13 protein-coding genes are annotated in these 14,641 nt (G+C 63.1%); 2 read left to right on the top strand and 11 right to left on the bottom strand.

The features are described from left to right. Window positions 1–45: 45 nt before the first annotated feature. From BLV07_RS13115 to BLV07_RS13100, 4 genes are all read right to left on the bottom strand, one after another. Complete coding sequence (locus BLV07_RS13115) at window positions 46–1,194, bottom strand: CapA family protein (protein WP_091885758.1); 1,149 nt, start codon at window positions 1,192–1,194, stop codon at window positions 46–48. Window positions 1,195–1,218: 24 nt separating this feature from the next. Then, the gene (locus BLV07_RS13110; RefSeq protein ID WP_091885755.1) at window positions 1,219–2,235 is read right to left on the bottom strand and encodes a ribonuclease Z; all 1,017 of its coding nucleotides are present in this window, start codon (window positions 2,233–2,235) and stop codon (window positions 1,219–1,221) included. A gap of 79 nt (window positions 2,236–2,314) precedes the next feature. Continuing rightward, window positions 2,315–3,745 (bottom strand): type I glutamate--ammonia ligase, encoded by a 1,431-nt coding sequence (glnA, locus tag BLV07_RS13105; protein WP_091885751.1) that lies wholly within the window; start codon window positions 3,743–3,745, stop codon window positions 2,315–2,317. Between the two features lie 168 nt (window positions 3,746–3,913). Beyond that, window positions 3,914–4,096: a hypothetical protein gene (locus BLV07_RS13100; protein WP_176945507.1), complete on the bottom strand. Its 183-nt coding sequence runs from the start codon at window positions 4,094–4,096 to the stop codon at window positions 3,914–3,916. A gap of 239 nt (window positions 4,097–4,335) precedes the next feature. Here BLV07_RS13100 and BLV07_RS13095 point away from each other — a divergent pair, with 239 nt between their 5' ends. Further along, window positions 4,336–4,698 (top strand): SPW repeat domain-containing protein, encoded by a 363-nt coding sequence (locus BLV07_RS13095; RefSeq protein WP_176945519.1) that lies wholly within the window; start codon window positions 4,336–4,338, stop codon window positions 4,696–4,698. A 158-nt stretch (window positions 4,699–4,856) separates the two neighbouring features. On the opposite strand, the gene BLV07_RS13090 is transcribed toward BLV07_RS13095, so the two are convergent. Next, a complete protein-coding gene (locus BLV07_RS13090) occupies window positions 4,857–6,179 on the bottom strand; it encodes an MFS transporter (RefSeq protein WP_091885747.1) in 1,323 nt (440 codons plus the stop codon). Window positions 6,180–6,681: 502 nt separating this feature from the next. On the opposite strand from BLV07_RS13090, the gene BLV07_RS13085 reads away from it, so the two are divergent. Beyond that, window positions 6,682–8,961: a ComEC/Rec2 family competence protein gene (locus tag BLV07_RS13085; RefSeq protein WP_091885742.1), complete on the top strand. Its 2,280-nt coding sequence runs from the start codon at window positions 6,682–6,684 to the stop codon at window positions 8,959–8,961. Window positions 8,962–9,100: 139 nt separating this feature from the next. On the opposite strand, the gene BLV07_RS13080 is transcribed toward BLV07_RS13085, so the two are convergent. The 6 genes from BLV07_RS13080 to BLV07_RS13050 form a co-directional block, all read right to left on the bottom strand. Further along, complete coding sequence (locus BLV07_RS13080) at window positions 9,101–9,535, bottom strand: hypothetical protein (protein ID WP_091885739.1); 435 nt, start codon at window positions 9,533–9,535, stop codon at window positions 9,101–9,103. A gap of 578 nt (window positions 9,536–10,113) precedes the next feature. Further along, window positions 10,114–10,815: a transcriptional repressor LexA gene (gene lexA / locus BLV07_RS13070; RefSeq protein ID WP_091886069.1), complete on the bottom strand. Its 702-nt coding sequence runs from the start codon at window positions 10,813–10,815 to the stop codon at window positions 10,114–10,116. Window positions 10,816–10,991: 176 nt separating this feature from the next. Then, entirely contained in the window at window positions 10,992–12,203 is a 1,212-nt protein-coding gene (locus BLV07_RS13065; protein WP_091885734.1) for a molybdopterin molybdotransferase MoeA, read from the bottom strand. Window positions 12,204–12,425: 222 nt separating this feature from the next. Beyond that, entirely contained in the window at window positions 12,426–12,632 is a 207-nt protein-coding gene (locus tag BLV07_RS13060; protein ID WP_091885731.1) for a hypothetical protein, read from the bottom strand. Between the two features lie 160 nt (window positions 12,633–12,792). Further along, complete coding sequence (locus tag BLV07_RS13055; RefSeq protein ID WP_091885728.1) at window positions 12,793–13,416, bottom strand: HAD family hydrolase; 624 nt, start codon at window positions 13,414–13,416, stop codon at window positions 12,793–12,795. A gap of 14 nt (window positions 13,417–13,430) precedes the next feature. After that, window positions 13,431–14,564 carry an alpha-hydroxy acid oxidase gene (locus BLV07_RS13050; RefSeq protein WP_091885725.1) on the bottom strand — a complete coding sequence of 378 codons (1,134 nt, stop codon included), beginning with the start codon at window positions 14,562–14,564 and terminating at the stop codon, window positions 13,431–13,433. Between the last annotated feature and the right edge of the window lie 77 nt (window positions 14,565–14,641).

Genomic DNA, 14,641 nt, shown 5'->3' with positions numbered 1-14,641 from the left:
TCGCGCCGGCCCGCCAATTCTATCGGGGAGTGCTTGTTACGAGAGTCAGGTCGTTGCCCTCTGCGCGACACATGCAAGCTGCTGTTCGGATTCAAAAATAACCCTCGTTCCGAACGGCCGGCATTCCCTATCCAGGGTTTGCCGGATCCATTCAATGTCGCGCCGCGATGGAATGGAGAGACGAAAGTTCTTGATCTGCATGGGAACCAGTTTGAGCGCATGGAGGCTTCCGCTGGTTGGATCCAGGTCGGCGAAATACATCAACGCCAGGTCGTCGCGGTAGCGCTCGTAACCACGGATCCCCTCATAGTCGTTCAGAAAATCACCGCAGCCATAGAGTATAAGGCGGTCTCGATAGATTTCGATCGCTCTCGGATGGTGCGAAGAATGCCCGTGAACGATCGACACGCCTGCCTTGTCGACCAGGGCCCGGGCAAAAATCCTCTGCTCATCGGGAATGTCATATCCCCAATTGGATCCCCAATGGATCGACACCACCGTGAGATCGCCCGGCCTTCTGGCCGCCATGATCTGGTCAGCGACCTCGAACGCGCTCGCCCTGCTGAGGTCAGGCAGCAGGTTGACGCCCGGAGTGTCTGACATTGCAACCCACTTGAACGGGATTCCGCTCGATGCCGATCCGAACGCAAAGACCAGGAGCCGCGCGTCGGCAAGGCTCAGCATTGCGGGTGCGCGCGCTTCCCGATCATTGCGGCCTGCGCCCGCCGCCTTGATGTTGAGCTTCTGCAAAGTCGTCAGCGTCTCTACTAGGCCGGCGCGGCCCCAATCGAGCACATGGTTGTTGGCCAATAGACAGCAGTCGATCCCCGCGGCCGCGAGACAGTCTGCGTTCTCGGGGCTCATGCGGTAGTTGATGCCCTTGTTCGCGCGGTCGTTGCTGCCCGTCACAGCCGTTTCGAGATTGATGATCCGCGCGTCCGGCTGCATGGACTTGAATTGCTCCAGTGCAGCGCCCCAGACGTAGGACGATCCATTGCGCCGCGGAATAGGCCCGTTCGCCTGCTCGGCGAGCAGCACGTAGCCCGCCGCCGATCGCATGTAATCTTCGTAAATCTCGGGGCTACAGGGGTGCGCCAGCACCTGGTCGATGCCGCGGCCGCACATGACATCTCCGCATAGGAAGAGCCGCACCGGTTTCCGACACACCGCTGGCAGTTGTCGTTCCTCGGACATGACTTTCCACTCCGGTCCTGCCGCTTAGCTCTTTGCGTCAGGTGCGAGATGCCTGAACGCCGCCATCACCTCGGCCAGCATCCGCTCCTGCTCTCCCGCATAGCGCGGCGAGAAGTGGAAGGGCTCGACGCGGCGCACATTGGCTTCCCGTGCGATTTCTCCGGCAGCCGTGGTTGTAAGATGAGCCCGCTCATTCGCCAATGCGGCGTCGGCCCCCGCAAACGCCGCCTCGATGAAGAGGATGTCTGCATTCTGAATCAGCGCCACGATGGCGGCGCGATTGGCCGGCGTGTCGGCAACATCGGTTACATAGGCAATTTTCTGGCCCGCAGCGACCGTCACGAGATCGCGCAGGCTGGCGAGCGGAACGGGGCGATCTGACGTTGCCGTTTCATTGATGCGGATCAAATGATCGTCGGCGCGACGCTCGACGATGGCCTTCTTCAGCGACAGCAACCAGGGACCGACGGGCAGTCCGCGCTCCAACAGCCGGTTCTTCCATACGTTGACATGCGCTGCCTCCTGCAGCGCAAAGGCGAGGCAGGGCGTACCATGTTCAAGGATCGCGGCGGACACGCGATGGGTCGGTTCATCGCAGAGTACGCCGCCAAAGGCCTTGCGAGAGACTGATGGCTCTGCTGCGAACGCCTTCCTCAGGTGGAACCGCGTGGTCGAGATGGAATCCGCCGTTCCGAGTTCGCTTACATCGAAAACGAGATCGCAGGGATAGGTTTCGACCAGGTTCCAGCAATAGGCCTGAAGCTTGTGAAAGACGTGCTCGGCAAAGCCGGACGGACCGAACAGCTGCACCGATTTCTCATGCCCGACGAGCAAGCGAAGCAGATGGTCGAAGCCCACGAAATGGTCAATATGTGCATGCGAGACAAAGACCTGGTCGACGCGCCGTATCCTCCGCGGCGCTAGTGAAGCAATCTCTCCGACATCGAACAGCAGACTTCGCTTTTCGAACAGCGTTTCGACATAGACCGTCGGGTCGCCGTAGCGACCGTTGACCAGGCTCGGATGGAAAAGTGGTCGCATGGCAAACTATTCTGCTGCAACAGCGCCCGATGGATTTCCCGCATTTAGCCAACGTTGATGAATCCGCATCCGACCGCTGTCAGATGTCGTAGTAGAGGTGGAACTCATAGGGATGCGGTCGCAGCCGGATCGCATCGACCTCCTTTTTTCGCTTGTAGTCGAGCCAGGTCTCGATCAGGTCGGCCGTGAAGACGTCGCCGCGCAGCAGGAATGCGTGGTCGCGCTGGAGTGCGTCGAGCGCCTGATCCAGCGATCCCGGTGTCGACTTCACTTGCTTGGCTTCGGCCGGTGGCAGGTCGTAAAGGTTCTTGTCGATGGGGCTGCCGGGATCGATCCGGTTGTCGATACCGTCGAGGCCCGCCATGAGCATTGCAGCAAAAGCCAGGTAGGGATTGCAGGAGGGGTCGGGCGAACGAAATTCGACCCGCTTTGCGCGTGGATTCGGCGAGTACATTGGAATGCGGCAGCAGGCTGAACGATTGCGTTGGGAGTAGACCAGGTTGATGGGAGCCTCATAGCCCGGCACCAGGCGCCGATAGGAGTTGGTCGTCGGGGCGCAAAGCCCGCACAACGCCCAGGCGTGGGTCAGGAGGCCGCCGATGTAGTAGCGGCCAAGCTGGCTCAATTCGGCATAGTCGCCCTGGTCGTAGAACAGGTTGGTCTCGCTCTTCCACAGCGACTGGTGCACATGCATGCCCGAAGCGTTGTCCTCGAACAGCGGTTTCGGCATGAAGGTCGCGGTCTTGCCGTGCTCATGCGCGGTATTCTTCACCACATATTTGTAGATCATCAAATTGTCGGCCATGCGGGTGAGGGTTGTGAAGCGCATGTCGATTTCGTTTTGGCCGCCAGTTGCGACCTCGTGGTGATGAGCTTCGATCTGGATTCCCAGCTGCTCCATGGTCAGCACCATTTCGGTGCGTAGCGCCTGCATGCTGTCGGTCGGAGGAACGGGAAAATATCCCTCCTTAGGGCGCGGCTTGTGCCCCAGATTCGGCGCTTCCTCCGCGCCGGTGTTCCAGCTGCCTTCACTGGAATCGATCTCGTGCATGGCGTAATTGATGCCCTGACCGTAGCGCACCTCGTCGAAGACGAAGAACTCCGCTTCCGGGCCGAAGTAACTCGTATCGGCGCGACCAGTGCCCTTGAGATATGTTTCAGCCTTCTGGGCGACGTAGCGTGGATCGCGGCTATAGGATTGGCTGGTCACGGGGTCGCGGATGTTGCAGATGAGGACCAGCGTCGTTGCCGGACTATAGGGGTCGACGAAGGCCGTCGTCGGATCGGCGACGACCAGCATGTCGCTCTCCTGAATCTCCTGGAAGCCGCGGATCGATGAGCCGTCGAACCCGATGCCCTCCTCGAGCGCATCGACGCTCACCGCGCTCGGCGGGACGGAAAAATGTTGCCATACCCCCGGCAGGTCAGTGAACCGCAGATCGATCATCTGGACCTTCTCGTCCTTGATCGCCTTCACGAGATCTTCGGCCGTCGCACATTTTGGAAACATGGCTCGCTCCCAGCATCGTGGAGATGCGCGTCTTGCGGGTCGCGTTGCCGTTCAGCCGCAGCCGAACGGCTTGCGACGGATTGTGGTCCATACTCTGTGTTGCCGCCCCTCCAGCCTCAATCCGGCTTGGCGGCATTTGCGGTCAAGCGGCTACGCACGCCGGCTGCTTCAGCTTTGGTGAGGCCCACGCATCAGCTTCATGGCGTCTTCGATATGCCGCCAGGTCTTGGCCAGCTCGATCTCGCCCTTCGACTCGAGATCGATGGCGTTCTGGGCGGCTTCCGCAATGGCCTTGGGACCATGGGCTTCCAGCAACTGCCGCGCATAGTCGTGGATTTCGATTTCTCGCATGGCGTCACCTCCCTCTTGTCCCGGGCGCAACGCGAACGAAGTGCGGCCGGGACGATAGACGTCGACACCTGTCACGCGCGGCTAGTCTGCATCCTGGTGCAGGCCCTCGCAAGGGCCCTTTCCGGAGCATGGGACGCGAGGATTGGATGCGGCTTCTGTCGCGGCAACACGGCGCAGGTCGGAGGGATGCATTTTCTCAGCTGCGCCACCATCTAACCGGGAGAGAGGAGGTGAGCATTATGCGCATCCAACATTGGCAAGACGCTGCCAGCCTCCTGGTTGGCCTGTGGCTGGTTCTTTCGTCCTTTATCCTGGGCTTGTCCGGGGCGCCTGTCTGGGTCTCCATCGCACTCGGGCTCGGCGTCATGCTGTTTGCCATCGAGGCACTTTTCATCCCGTCCTATCTGGAAGAATGGGGAGAAATGCTGGTGGGCCTGGCTCTGCTACTGGCACCTTGGACCATTGGCTATGAGCCGGTATCGGCAACGGTGAGCAGCGTGCTGTCCGGCATACTGGTGATCCTACTCGCTGTCTGGGAGCTGATGACCGATCGCGACTTCAGCACCTGGTGGCACGATCGTTGGCATCGACTGGCTGGCTGAGAAGAGGTGCTAGTCGGGCGCTTGCCGACCGCCATTTGCTGGCGGCCGGGAGTTCGAGATCGGCTCGCTCGGGCGCGGTGCCGATGGGAACGATCGGCACTGCGCCCCGACACGAACTCCGGTGCAGGGCCCCGCGGTCCTGCACCGGGATCAATCCATCACAATGCAGTTCTCGGCTCGATCGGCTCCCAGATGCTGATCTTGCGCGTTTCCGGCATCAGGAAGACGGCAAGCACGAAGCACACCGCGGGGACCACGATCGGATAAATCAGCGCATAGCCGATGCTGCCGGTCGCGGCGAATGCCGCCGACGTGATGAACGGCACCAATCCGCCACCCCAGCCATTGCCGATGTGATACGGCACCGAGACTGACGTATACCTGATCCTGGCGGGAAAGAATTCCGCCAGAAACGCGCCGACCGGCCCGTATACCATCCCGACATAGCAAACCAGGATGAAGATGATGAAGGTCGCGACCGGATAGTTGACGTTTCCGGGCTGCGTGACAGTCCCCAGCCACAGATACAGCGGATAGTACGTGATCGCGGCGAGCAGCATGCCGCCGAGGATCACCGGCTTGCGGCCGATCAGATCCGACAACCAGCCAAAGAGGATCAGGCTCGGCGTGGCAATGAGCAGTGCGGCGCCCACGATGTAGGCGGAGGTTAGCGGGTCCACCTTGGAGACCTGCTGCAGGAAGTACAGCGCCCAGAACTGACCGCTGTACCAGACCACGCCCTGTCCGATCAGGACCACAATTGCGATCCCGATGTATTTGATGTTGGAGCTGAGGAAAGCCTCCTTCCAAGGATTCCTCGTCATCTGGCCGCGGGACCTGATCTCCTGGAAGATCGGCGTTTCCTGGAGCTGGAGCCGGATGTAGATCGCAATCGCCACCAGCAGGAAGGACAGTAGGAACGGAACGCGCCAAGCCCATTCGTCGAAGGCCTGGTTGCCGGCATATGTCCGCGTGAGGATGATGACGGCCAGCGACACCACGATTCCGAGAGTAGGCGAGGTCTGCAGCCAGCCGGTATAATAGCCGCGTCGATCGTCCGGCACATGTTCGGCGACGTAGGTGATGGCGCCACCATATTCGCCGCCCAGGCAAAGGCCCTGGATCATGCGCAGGCCGAAGAGAACGAACGCCGCCGTCAGACCAATCGACTGGTAGGTCGGGATCAACCCGATCGCTCCCGTGCCGAGTCCCATTCCGCTGAGCGTAATGAGAAAGGTGTATTTGCGGCCGACCCGGTCACCCATCCATCCGAACAGGAAGGCACCCAGCGGACGGATGAGAAATCCTGCCGTGAAGAGCGCGATCGTGCTGAGGAGGGCGGCAACCGGGTGGGATTGCTCAAAGAACTTGACCGATAGAACTGCGGCCAAGCTGCCAAAGATGTAGAAATCATACCATTCGATGATGTTTCCCACCGATGCAGCGATGATCACGCGGCGAAAATCACTCGGTACCTGCATGTGCGACTCCTATGGTTTCAAGACGTCTCCTCGCTTGTTTCAGCGATCGATCTTCTCGCGGGGAGAGCGTGATGCGCGGCGTCGCAGGCGCCAATTCAAAGAGTTGCGTCGGCAACGTCTGACTTCAGGCGCACTTTCGCGCCACCTGAGAAGAGCTCCGGCGGCCTTAGAACCGCGAGCCACCACTGCCTTGCCCGTCCTGTCGGGGAGGCGGGGAACCGTAGTGTAATCCCACCTTGGGCCGGCAACTTATGAGACTTTCGGCTCAATCGATCTGTCGCAGGACGCTTTGCGAACGAGATCGCAAGGGCTCGAATACTTCTGGTCAAAGACGTCTCAGGCGTTGCGAGGAATCCAGAAGAGATGCCAAGGCGGCGCTCGCCGTGACGATGGAGAGGAAAAGTAGGGTCCCGCCGCGTTCGTTCCTGATCCGTACCGCTATTCGCGCAGCCGCACGTTCCGGTAGCCTCTGCACCCGTCGCGTAGCGTAAGGTGCAGGGGAATGGCGGAGCCGGGCCGGCCAGTACGCTCCCAGGGAGTCGCTGGAACGTGGCCGGTTGGCCGCGCCACATCGGCCGGCGGCTTTGCGCCGGCGGGCTTTGGTGCGTGGCCCGCGATCGTCGAGACGCTGCGCGAATGGGCGCGCGCTGAGGCCGGCGCCGGGCGGCTGTTGCCCTGGGTGCCCGTCGCCTTCGGTGCCGGCATCGCGCTCTATTTCGCCGCCGATCACGAGCCCGTGCTGTGGGTCGTTGCCGCGACGGCGGCCGCGCTCATGCTCGGCGCCGTCCTGTTGCGGCGGAGCCGGCTGTTCGCGCCCGCGATCATGATCGCGGCGGTGGTGGCGGGTTTTGCCATGGCGACGTGGAAGACGGCGCGCATCGCCCATACCGTGCTGGCCAAGCCGCTCTATTCGGTGTCGCTGTCGGGCTTCGTCGAGACCCGCGACATCCGCGAGCGCACCGATCGCTTCGTGCTGCGCGTTACCGCGATGGAGGCGCAGCGCAGCGACGTCAGGCTGGAGCGCGTGCGCCTGTCGGTGCGCAAGGGGACGGCGCCGGAGGTCGGCAGCTTCGTGCAGCTGAAGGCGCGCTTGATGCCGCCGATCTCTCCCGTGCGCCCGGGCAGCTACGATTTCTCCCGCGACATGTTCTTCCAGGGCATCGGCGCCTCCGGCTTCGTGATGGGCGCGATCACGGCTTCAGTGCCGCCGGATGGCGGTGGCCTGCGGCTGCGCTACGCGGCCTTCATGCAGGGCCTGCGCGATGCGATCGACGCGCGCATCCGTGCGACGCTCGAGGGCGACAACCGTGCGATCGCGACCGCGCTGCTCACCGGACGGCGCGATGCGATCACCACGCCCGTCAACGACGCCATGTTCATCTCGGGGCTCGGCCATGTGCTGTCGATCTCCGGCTATCACATGGCGGTTGTCGCCGGTGTCGTGTTCTTCGCAGTGCGTGCGCTGCTGGCACTGATCCCCGGGCTGGCGGCGGGCTTTGCCATCAAGAAATGGTCGGCAGCTGCAGCGCTGGTGGCGGCCGCGTTCTATTTGCTGCTGTCAGGCGCGGAGGTCGCAACGCAAAGATCGTTTTTCATGACGGCGGTGGTGCTGATCGCGGTCATGGTGGATCGCCGCGCTATCACCTTCCGCACGCTGGCGGTGGCTGCGCTGATCGTGCTCGCGGTCGCGCCCGAAGCGCTGGTGCATCCGAGTTTCCAGATGTCCTTCGCCGCGACGCTCGGGCTGGTCGCGCTGGTGCAGATCGGCATGCCGAACCTGTTTGCTTCGCCCGATCATTCGGCGACAGCGCGCATCGCGCTATGGGGCGGCCGCGAGATCGCGATGCTGTTCCTGGCCTCGCTGATCGCGGGGCTTGCGACCACGCCCTACGCCGCCTTCCATTTCCACCGTGTCACGCCGTTTGGCGTACTCGCCAATCTTGGCGCGATGCCGGTGGTTTCGGCGCTGGTGATGCCGGCGGGGCTGCTGGGATTGCTCGCGGCTCCCTTCGGGCTCGACGGCGTGTTCTGGTGGCTAATGGGGATCGGGATCGACTGGATGGTCGCGGTATCGCGCTGGGTGGCGGCACTGCCGGGCGCAATCGGCCGCATCCCCGCCTTCGGCATCGCGCCGCTGATCGCGGCAAGCCTCGGGATCATCGTGATGGGCCTGTTGCGCACACCCTTGCGCTGGTCTGGTGCGCTGATGTTGTTGGCTTCCATTGCCTGGGGGCTGTCGGTGCGGCAGCCCGACATCCTGATTGCCGGAGGCGGCGCGAGCGTCGCGGTGCGGGGCAGGGACGGGCACTTGCATGTGATCCGGGCGAGCAAGGACGGCTTTCTGCTTAGGGAGTGGTTAGCTGCCGACGCCGATCCGCGCGACGCCGGGAGTAGCTCGCTGGCCGATGGCGTGTCGTGTGACGATGCGGGCTGCGTGACGCCGCTCGCCGACGGGCGGCTGGTTGCGCTTTCCTTGCGGATCGACGCGCTGGCTGATGATTGCAGCCGCGCCGCGCTGGTGGTGACGCGGCGCCCCGCGCCGCCGGATTGTGCGGCGATGATGGTCGGTCGGCAGCGTCTCACCAGCCAAGGCGCGCTGGCGTTGACGCAGCGTGGTGACGGTTTTGCAGTTCAATCTGTGAGAGCGAGAGGCTCAAGCCGCCCTTGGCTCCCGGCCGGCGCCGGCGAGGGTGATTTCGACGGGAGCCTCGCGCCGAAGGCGGCTACGGCCCGCAACCGGGACGCGACTCCGGCGGAGACCGACTTGCAGGCCGACGATTAAGGCCAGACGATTAAGAACAAATGCGAGGACTTGGTCCGGGTCCAACCGGACTTCCGCAGAACATAAATCATACCATCTCGCCGGCCTCGGCCGGCGATGGCATTTTCAATCCTGGCCCGACCTGGTGGCCAGGGACGGCTCAGCCGATCGGCAGACGCGTGATCGTCGGCCGGCTGTCGGCATCGACCAGCGGCTTGTGCTCGCGCTCGCCGACCGGCTGCGTCACCGGCAGTTGCAGCACGGTTGCGCGCTGGCCTTCGACGAGCTGCGTCACCAGCACGTATTTGCCGTCGGGGAATTCGATCGCGTCATGATGGCGATCGGGAATGTGCGGATCGATCTTGCCGAACTTGCCGACGCGGGAGTTGATCGTGCGCGTCCAGATCCAACGATTGTCGTAACGGACGTTGTCGGCGAAGGCGAGCTCCGTTCCCGGCAGCAGGCAGACGGCCACGGTCGGGTCGGCCGCGGAAGCAAAACCGCGCGTCGAGGTGCCGCGGAACGTTGTCGACACGATCGTCTCGCCGACTTCGGCGGGGCGCGATGCAACGGCATGCAGACTGTAGTCACACATCGGGTGCTCCTATTCGAAGATAGCAACCCGCGCCTCTTTCGGAGGCGCAAGCCTCTATCAGAGTGGAAGCACGTAACGTTCTGCTTGGTTGTGGGCGAATCTGCGGCTGGCGTCAGCAGGATGCGATCACATTATCTTTCCCGAATCCGATAGGAACAAAGTTCGCTTTAGTGCATTTGGCGGATGCGAGCGTCAGCGGCCTGCGGGCGCCGACCATCCGGAATATGGCCAACTCGGCTGTGGCTGTCGCGCGACGGCATTTCGGGCGCTACGGAATTGCTCGGTCGTTGTTGCGTGCGCCGACTTGCGGGGATGGTGCTGCGATTGTGCTGCGAATGCTTGCGCTGCCGATGCAGCGATCAGCATACTGGCGAACGCGCTCAAAACGATCCTGCGCATCGTTGTCTCCTCGATCTCTTGAGCCGCAAAGCGATGAGTGCTTCGGGCGGCATGTTGAGGACATAGCGCTGGGAGAGGGGCCAGATAATCTGCCCAAGATCAGAAAGACTATTCAGCTGGAGCGGACAATCCGTCCGCTCCAATCGGAATCATTGGTATCGAATGACCGCTGGGTCGTCTCAGTACTTGCGGTACAGTCCGATCAGCTTGCCCTGAATCTTCACCCGGTTCGGCGGCAGGATGCGCACCTCGTAGGCGGCGTTGGCGGGTTCGAGCGCGATCGAGGCGCCGCGGCGGCGGAAGCGCTTGAGCGTCGCTTCCTCGTCGTCGATCAGCGCCACCACGATGTCGCCGGTATCGGCGCTCTCGTTGCGCTGGATCAGCGCCATGTCGCCGTCGAGGATGCCGGCCTCGACCATCGAATCGCCGCGCACTTCGAGCGCATAGTGTTCGCCCGAGCCGAGCATGTCGGGCGGCACGCTGATGGTGTGACTGCGGGTCTGCAACGCTTCGATCGGCGTACCGGCTGCGATGCGACCCATCACGGGCACCGCAACGGGACGCTCGCCCTCGTCGGCGGGCGGACTGGAGCTCGCGCGCACCTTGCCGAGATTGCCCTCGATGACGCTTGGCGTGAAGCCGCGGCGGTTGCCGGCGGCGGCCTGGAGCTCAGGCAGCTTGATCACCTCGATGGCGCGAGCGCGGTTGGGCAGGCGGCGGATGAAGCCGCGCTCCTCCAGCGCGGTGATCAGGCGATGGATGCCCGATTTCGAGCGCAGGTCGAGCGCATCCTTCATCTCGTCGAAGGAGGGCGGCACGCCGCTTTCCTTCAGACGTTCGCTGATGAACCGCAGAAGCTCGTATTGTTTGCGCGTTAACATCTCGACCAAAGTCCCCCGGTTGATGTCGTTCGATTCCGAGACGCTGAATTGGAGCGGCGAACCGCTACATCCTCGAAACAAATCATGAACGGACACTATATGTTCGATATGTGTTCCGCAACTGCTTAATTTACCGTGAACGCGACAAAGTTCGCGGAACACGTGTGGTGGTGCGCTCAGACGGGCAGGCGCAGCACCTCGCAAGGCGAGCCGGCTCCGGCTTTCGGCGCGAACGGTGCGCGCACGAGAAGTGCCTGCGCCGCAGCGAGATTCGCAAGCAGCGAGGAATCCTGGTGATCGACGGGAACGGCCACCAGCGTGCCGTCGTCGCGCTGTTCCAGACGTGCACGAAGATAATCCGCGCGCATATCGTTTGCGCCCACATCGCGGCCGAGCACGGCGCGCTCATGGCGGTGATGAATCACGGACCGGCCCGACAAGGCGCGAATCAGCGGCACCATGAACAGGAAGGCGCACACATAGGACGACACGGGATTACCCGGCAGGCCGATCACGCGCATCGCACCGAGCCGCCCATGCATCATTGGCTTGCCCGGGCGCATCGCAATCTTCCAGAACGCCATCGAGACACCTTCGTCCCTCAGCGCCTGCTGGACCAGATCGTGGTCGCCGACCGATGCACCGCCGGTCGTGACCAGGATGTCGGCGCCGCTCTCGCGGGCGCGGCGGATGCCGGCGGTGGTGGCCTCCAGCGTGTCGGCGGCAATGCCGAGGTCGCTGGTGTCGGCCCCCTCGCTGCGGGCGAGCGCGTGCAGGGCATAGCCGTTGGAATAGACGATCTGGCCGCGGCCGGGCGTGGTGCCCGGCATCACCAGTTCGTCGCCGGTGGCGAGGATCGCGACCTTCGGGCGGCGGCAGATGGCAAGCTGGGGGTGGTTCATGGCGGCGGCGAGCGCGAGGTCGCGCTCGGTGAGACGGGTTCCCTTGCGCAGGAGCGTGTCGCCTTCGGAGAAGTCGACGCCTGCGGGGCGGATGTGCCGACCGGGAATCGCGGCTTCCTTGATGGTGATGCGCTTGCCGTCGGCGACCGTATCCTCCTGGATCACGACCGCGTCGGCACCGTTGGGAACGACGCCGCCGGTGAAGATCCGCACGGCTTCGCCGGCGCCGACTGTTCCCACGAACGGACGACCCGCCGCTACCTCGCCAATCACCGTCAGCTGGGAATCGATCGGCCCCGCGTCGGCCGCGCGCACGGCATAACCGTCCATCGCGGACATTGCTTCCGGCGGCTGCGTGCGCAGCGCCGCCACGTCGCGGGCGAGCACACGGTGGAAGGCTGCGTCGAGAGCAACCATTTCCTCGGCCAGAGGCTCCGCGCCGGCAAGCACGGCGGCAAGCGCATCGGAAACCGGCATGAGAGCCACGGCGAAAACTCCTGCTCGCGGACGAATTGGCAGGAAGCCTTCTAGCCGAGCGCGAGCGCAGAGGCAAAAGAGCAGCCGAGCGGGATGATCATCCCGACCACGCATTCGCAGGCAACGAAGGCGGCGTCAGGCCCGGCGCGACATGATCTCCAGGACGAGGCAGATTGGTACCAGAGTGGCCATGGCTAGGACGAGAATGACCAGAGCCACGGCCAGCATCGATCAACTCTGCGTCTGTTCGCCCGGACTGACGCCAGGCGTCACGTCCGGAGCTTTGGGGCCCTGATCCTTATCCGGCAGCGGATCGGCCTGTGATTTCAGGTCGGCGGCCTTGCTGATGAGCTTGGCGGAGAGGCGCGAATCCGAGGTGGTTCTGGCGAATTCGAGCAGCAGAGAAGCTTGCTTTGTGAGGTAGGCTTTGCCCAGCACGAGAATTAGTCCGATGTAGAAGTCCCAACGGATTCATAGAGTCCGGAGGAAGTATTTCCGTTCCCGGAACTTTGTACAAAAATGCACAAAGTGATTTGGTTCCGCATCCCAAGCAGATTTGGTCCTCGGAACCCAACCAGATCCGGCCGGGGCGTCGGCGTCAAATTCCTAACGCTCGCAAGGCGTTGCCGACATCACTGGGCGAGGTGACATGCACCGCCGTCAATCCGCGCGCCCGCGCCCCTTCGACGTTCTCGGCAAGGTCGTCGAAGAACACGATTCGGCTGGCCGGCACGCCGATCGCCCTCACGACATGGTCGAACGCCTCCGGATCCGGTTTGCGCAGGCCGATGCTGGACGACAAATAGAGCTCGCGGAAATGCCCGAGCAGGTCCGCATATTCCTTCGAGAAATAGTCGACATGCGGCCGGTTGGTGTTGGAGAAGACATAGAGCGGCATCTGCTTTGCAGCGCGCGGCAAGAGCTCGGCGATGTCAGGCATCTCGCCGGCGAAGATCGCGTTCCATCCCTCCAGAAACTGCGCATCGGAAATGCCGATCCCGAGCGATGAACGCAGCGATTGGAAATAGTCCTCGTCGCTGATCTTGCCGACCTCGTGCAGCCGGTAGGCCTCGTCACGCACATAGCGCGCGACGATGGCCTCGGGCTGGCAGCCGGCATGTCCCGCCCAGCAGGCGATCGCCTTGGAGAAGTCGATGTCGAGCACCACGCGTCCGAGATCGAACAGGAGCGCATCGGCGCTGCCGGGAGAGAGCGAGGTCATCGTGTCCTTTCACTTCAGTATCGATAGGGGTCGTGGTCGAACAGCGGGAACGCGCTGAACACGCTCGGCGCATTCGTTGCGGTCGCCTGATGCAGGCAGGACTTGTCGACCTCGGCGAACGAGGTGGCACCCAAGAGGCCGAGGCAGCGCAGCACTTCATCCTCCAGCAGTTCCAGCATTCGCATCACGCCGGCTTCGCCGGCCGCCGCCAGCGCCCAGCATTGCAGCCGGCCAATGCCGACGATGTCGGCGCCCGCCGCGATCGCCTTGACGATGTCGGTGCCGCGGCAGAAGCCGCCATCGACCATGATCTTGGCGCGACCCTTCACGGCCTCGACGATTTCAGGCAGCACATGCATGGCGCCGCGGCCGTGATCGAGCTGACGGCCGCCATGGTTGGAGACGTAGATCCACTCGACACCATGATCGATCGCGATCTGTGCGTCCTCGGCGGTGGCAATGCCCTTCAGGATCAGCGGGATCCTGAATTTGTCCTTGATCATCTTCACGGTCCGCCATTCCAGACCCTTCTGGTAGTCACCGCCGGTCGCGCGCAGGCGGCTTTCGCGAACGTAGCGCTTGGCGATGTCACGTTCGCGACGGCTGTAATGGGCGGTGTCGACGGTCAGGCAGAATGCGGCATAGCCGTTCTTCTCGGAACGGCTGACGACATCGGCGACGAAGGCATCGTCGCCGCGGACATAGAGCTGATAGAGCCGCAGCGCGTCGGGCGCGGCCTCGGCAGTCTTTTCCAGGCCGGGCTCGGACACCGAGCTCAACATGTGCGCCGCACCGAAGGTGCCGGCGGCGCGCGCCACGCTTGCCGCACCATCGGGATCGAAGATTTCGAGCGCACCAACCGGGGCGAGCACCACCGGCAGCCGCATCCTGCGGCCGAGTTGCTCGACCGAGCCGTCGACTTTGCGAACATCGCGCAGCACGCGGGGGCGGAAGGCGATCTCGTCCAGCGCCATCCGGTTCCGGCGCATCGTGGTCTCGGTCTCGGCAGCGCCGACGATGTAGTCCCAGGCATTCTGGTTGAGGTTGGCGCGCGCTTTCCGGATGAATTCGTGCAGGTTCTGGAACGGCTCGTTGCTGGCGCCGAGTTCGACGTTCCTTTCCGGCCGGATGCGGGGCGCGTCGTTCATTGTTGTCCTCCCGAGAATTTGAAGTCTTATCGCCATCGCGTATCGCGTCCGGCCCTGCAAAACCATCCTAAAATCGC

The organism is Bradyrhizobium sp. Rc2d (assembly GCF_900099855.1).
Taxonomy (GTDB): Bacteria; Pseudomonadota; Alphaproteobacteria; order Rhizobiales; family Xanthobacteraceae; genus Bradyrhizobium.
The sequence above is the reverse complement of the archived record's forward strand: the minus strand, read 5'-3'. Positions and strand labels throughout refer to the sequence as shown.

Coding starts and splice junctions, on each gene's coding strand:
- lexA (WP_091886069.1), bottom strand. CDS start 10,815: ATGTTAACGCGCAAACAATACGAGCTTCTGCGGTTCATCAGCGAACGT.
- BLV07_RS13080 (WP_091885739.1), bottom strand. CDS start 9,535: ATGTGTGACTACAGTCTGCATGCCGTTGCATCGCGCCCCGCCGAAGTC.
- BLV07_RS13110 (WP_091885755.1), bottom strand. CDS start 2,235: ATGCGACCACTTTTCCATCCGAGCCTGGTCAACGGTCGCTACGGCGAC.
- BLV07_RS13055 (WP_091885728.1), bottom strand. CDS start 13,416: ATGACCTCGCTCTCTCCCGGCAGCGCCGATGCGCTCCTGTTCGATCTC.
- BLV07_RS13115 (WP_091885758.1), bottom strand. CDS start 1,194: ATGTCCGAGGAACGACAACTGCCAGCGGTGTGTCGGAAACCGGTGCGG.
- BLV07_RS13100 (WP_176945507.1), bottom strand. CDS start 4,096: ATGCGAGAAATCGAAATCCACGACTATGCGCGGCAGTTGCTGGAAGCC.
- BLV07_RS13085 (WP_091885742.1), top strand. CDS start 6,682: ATGGCGGAGCCGGGCCGGCCAGTACGCTCCCAGGGAGTCGCTGGAACG.
- BLV07_RS13050 (WP_091885725.1), bottom strand. CDS start 14,564: ATGAACGACGCGCCCCGCATCCGGCCGGAAAGGAACGTCGAACTCGGC.
- BLV07_RS13095 (WP_176945519.1), top strand. CDS start 4,336: ATGCGCATCCAACATTGGCAAGACGCTGCCAGCCTCCTGGTTGGCCTG.
- BLV07_RS13090 (WP_091885747.1), bottom strand. CDS start 6,179: ATGCAGGTACCGAGTGATTTTCGCCGCGTGATCATCGCTGCATCGGTG.
- glnA (WP_091885751.1), bottom strand. CDS start 3,745: ATGTTTCCAAAATGTGCGACGGCCGAAGATCTCGTGAAGGCGATCAAG.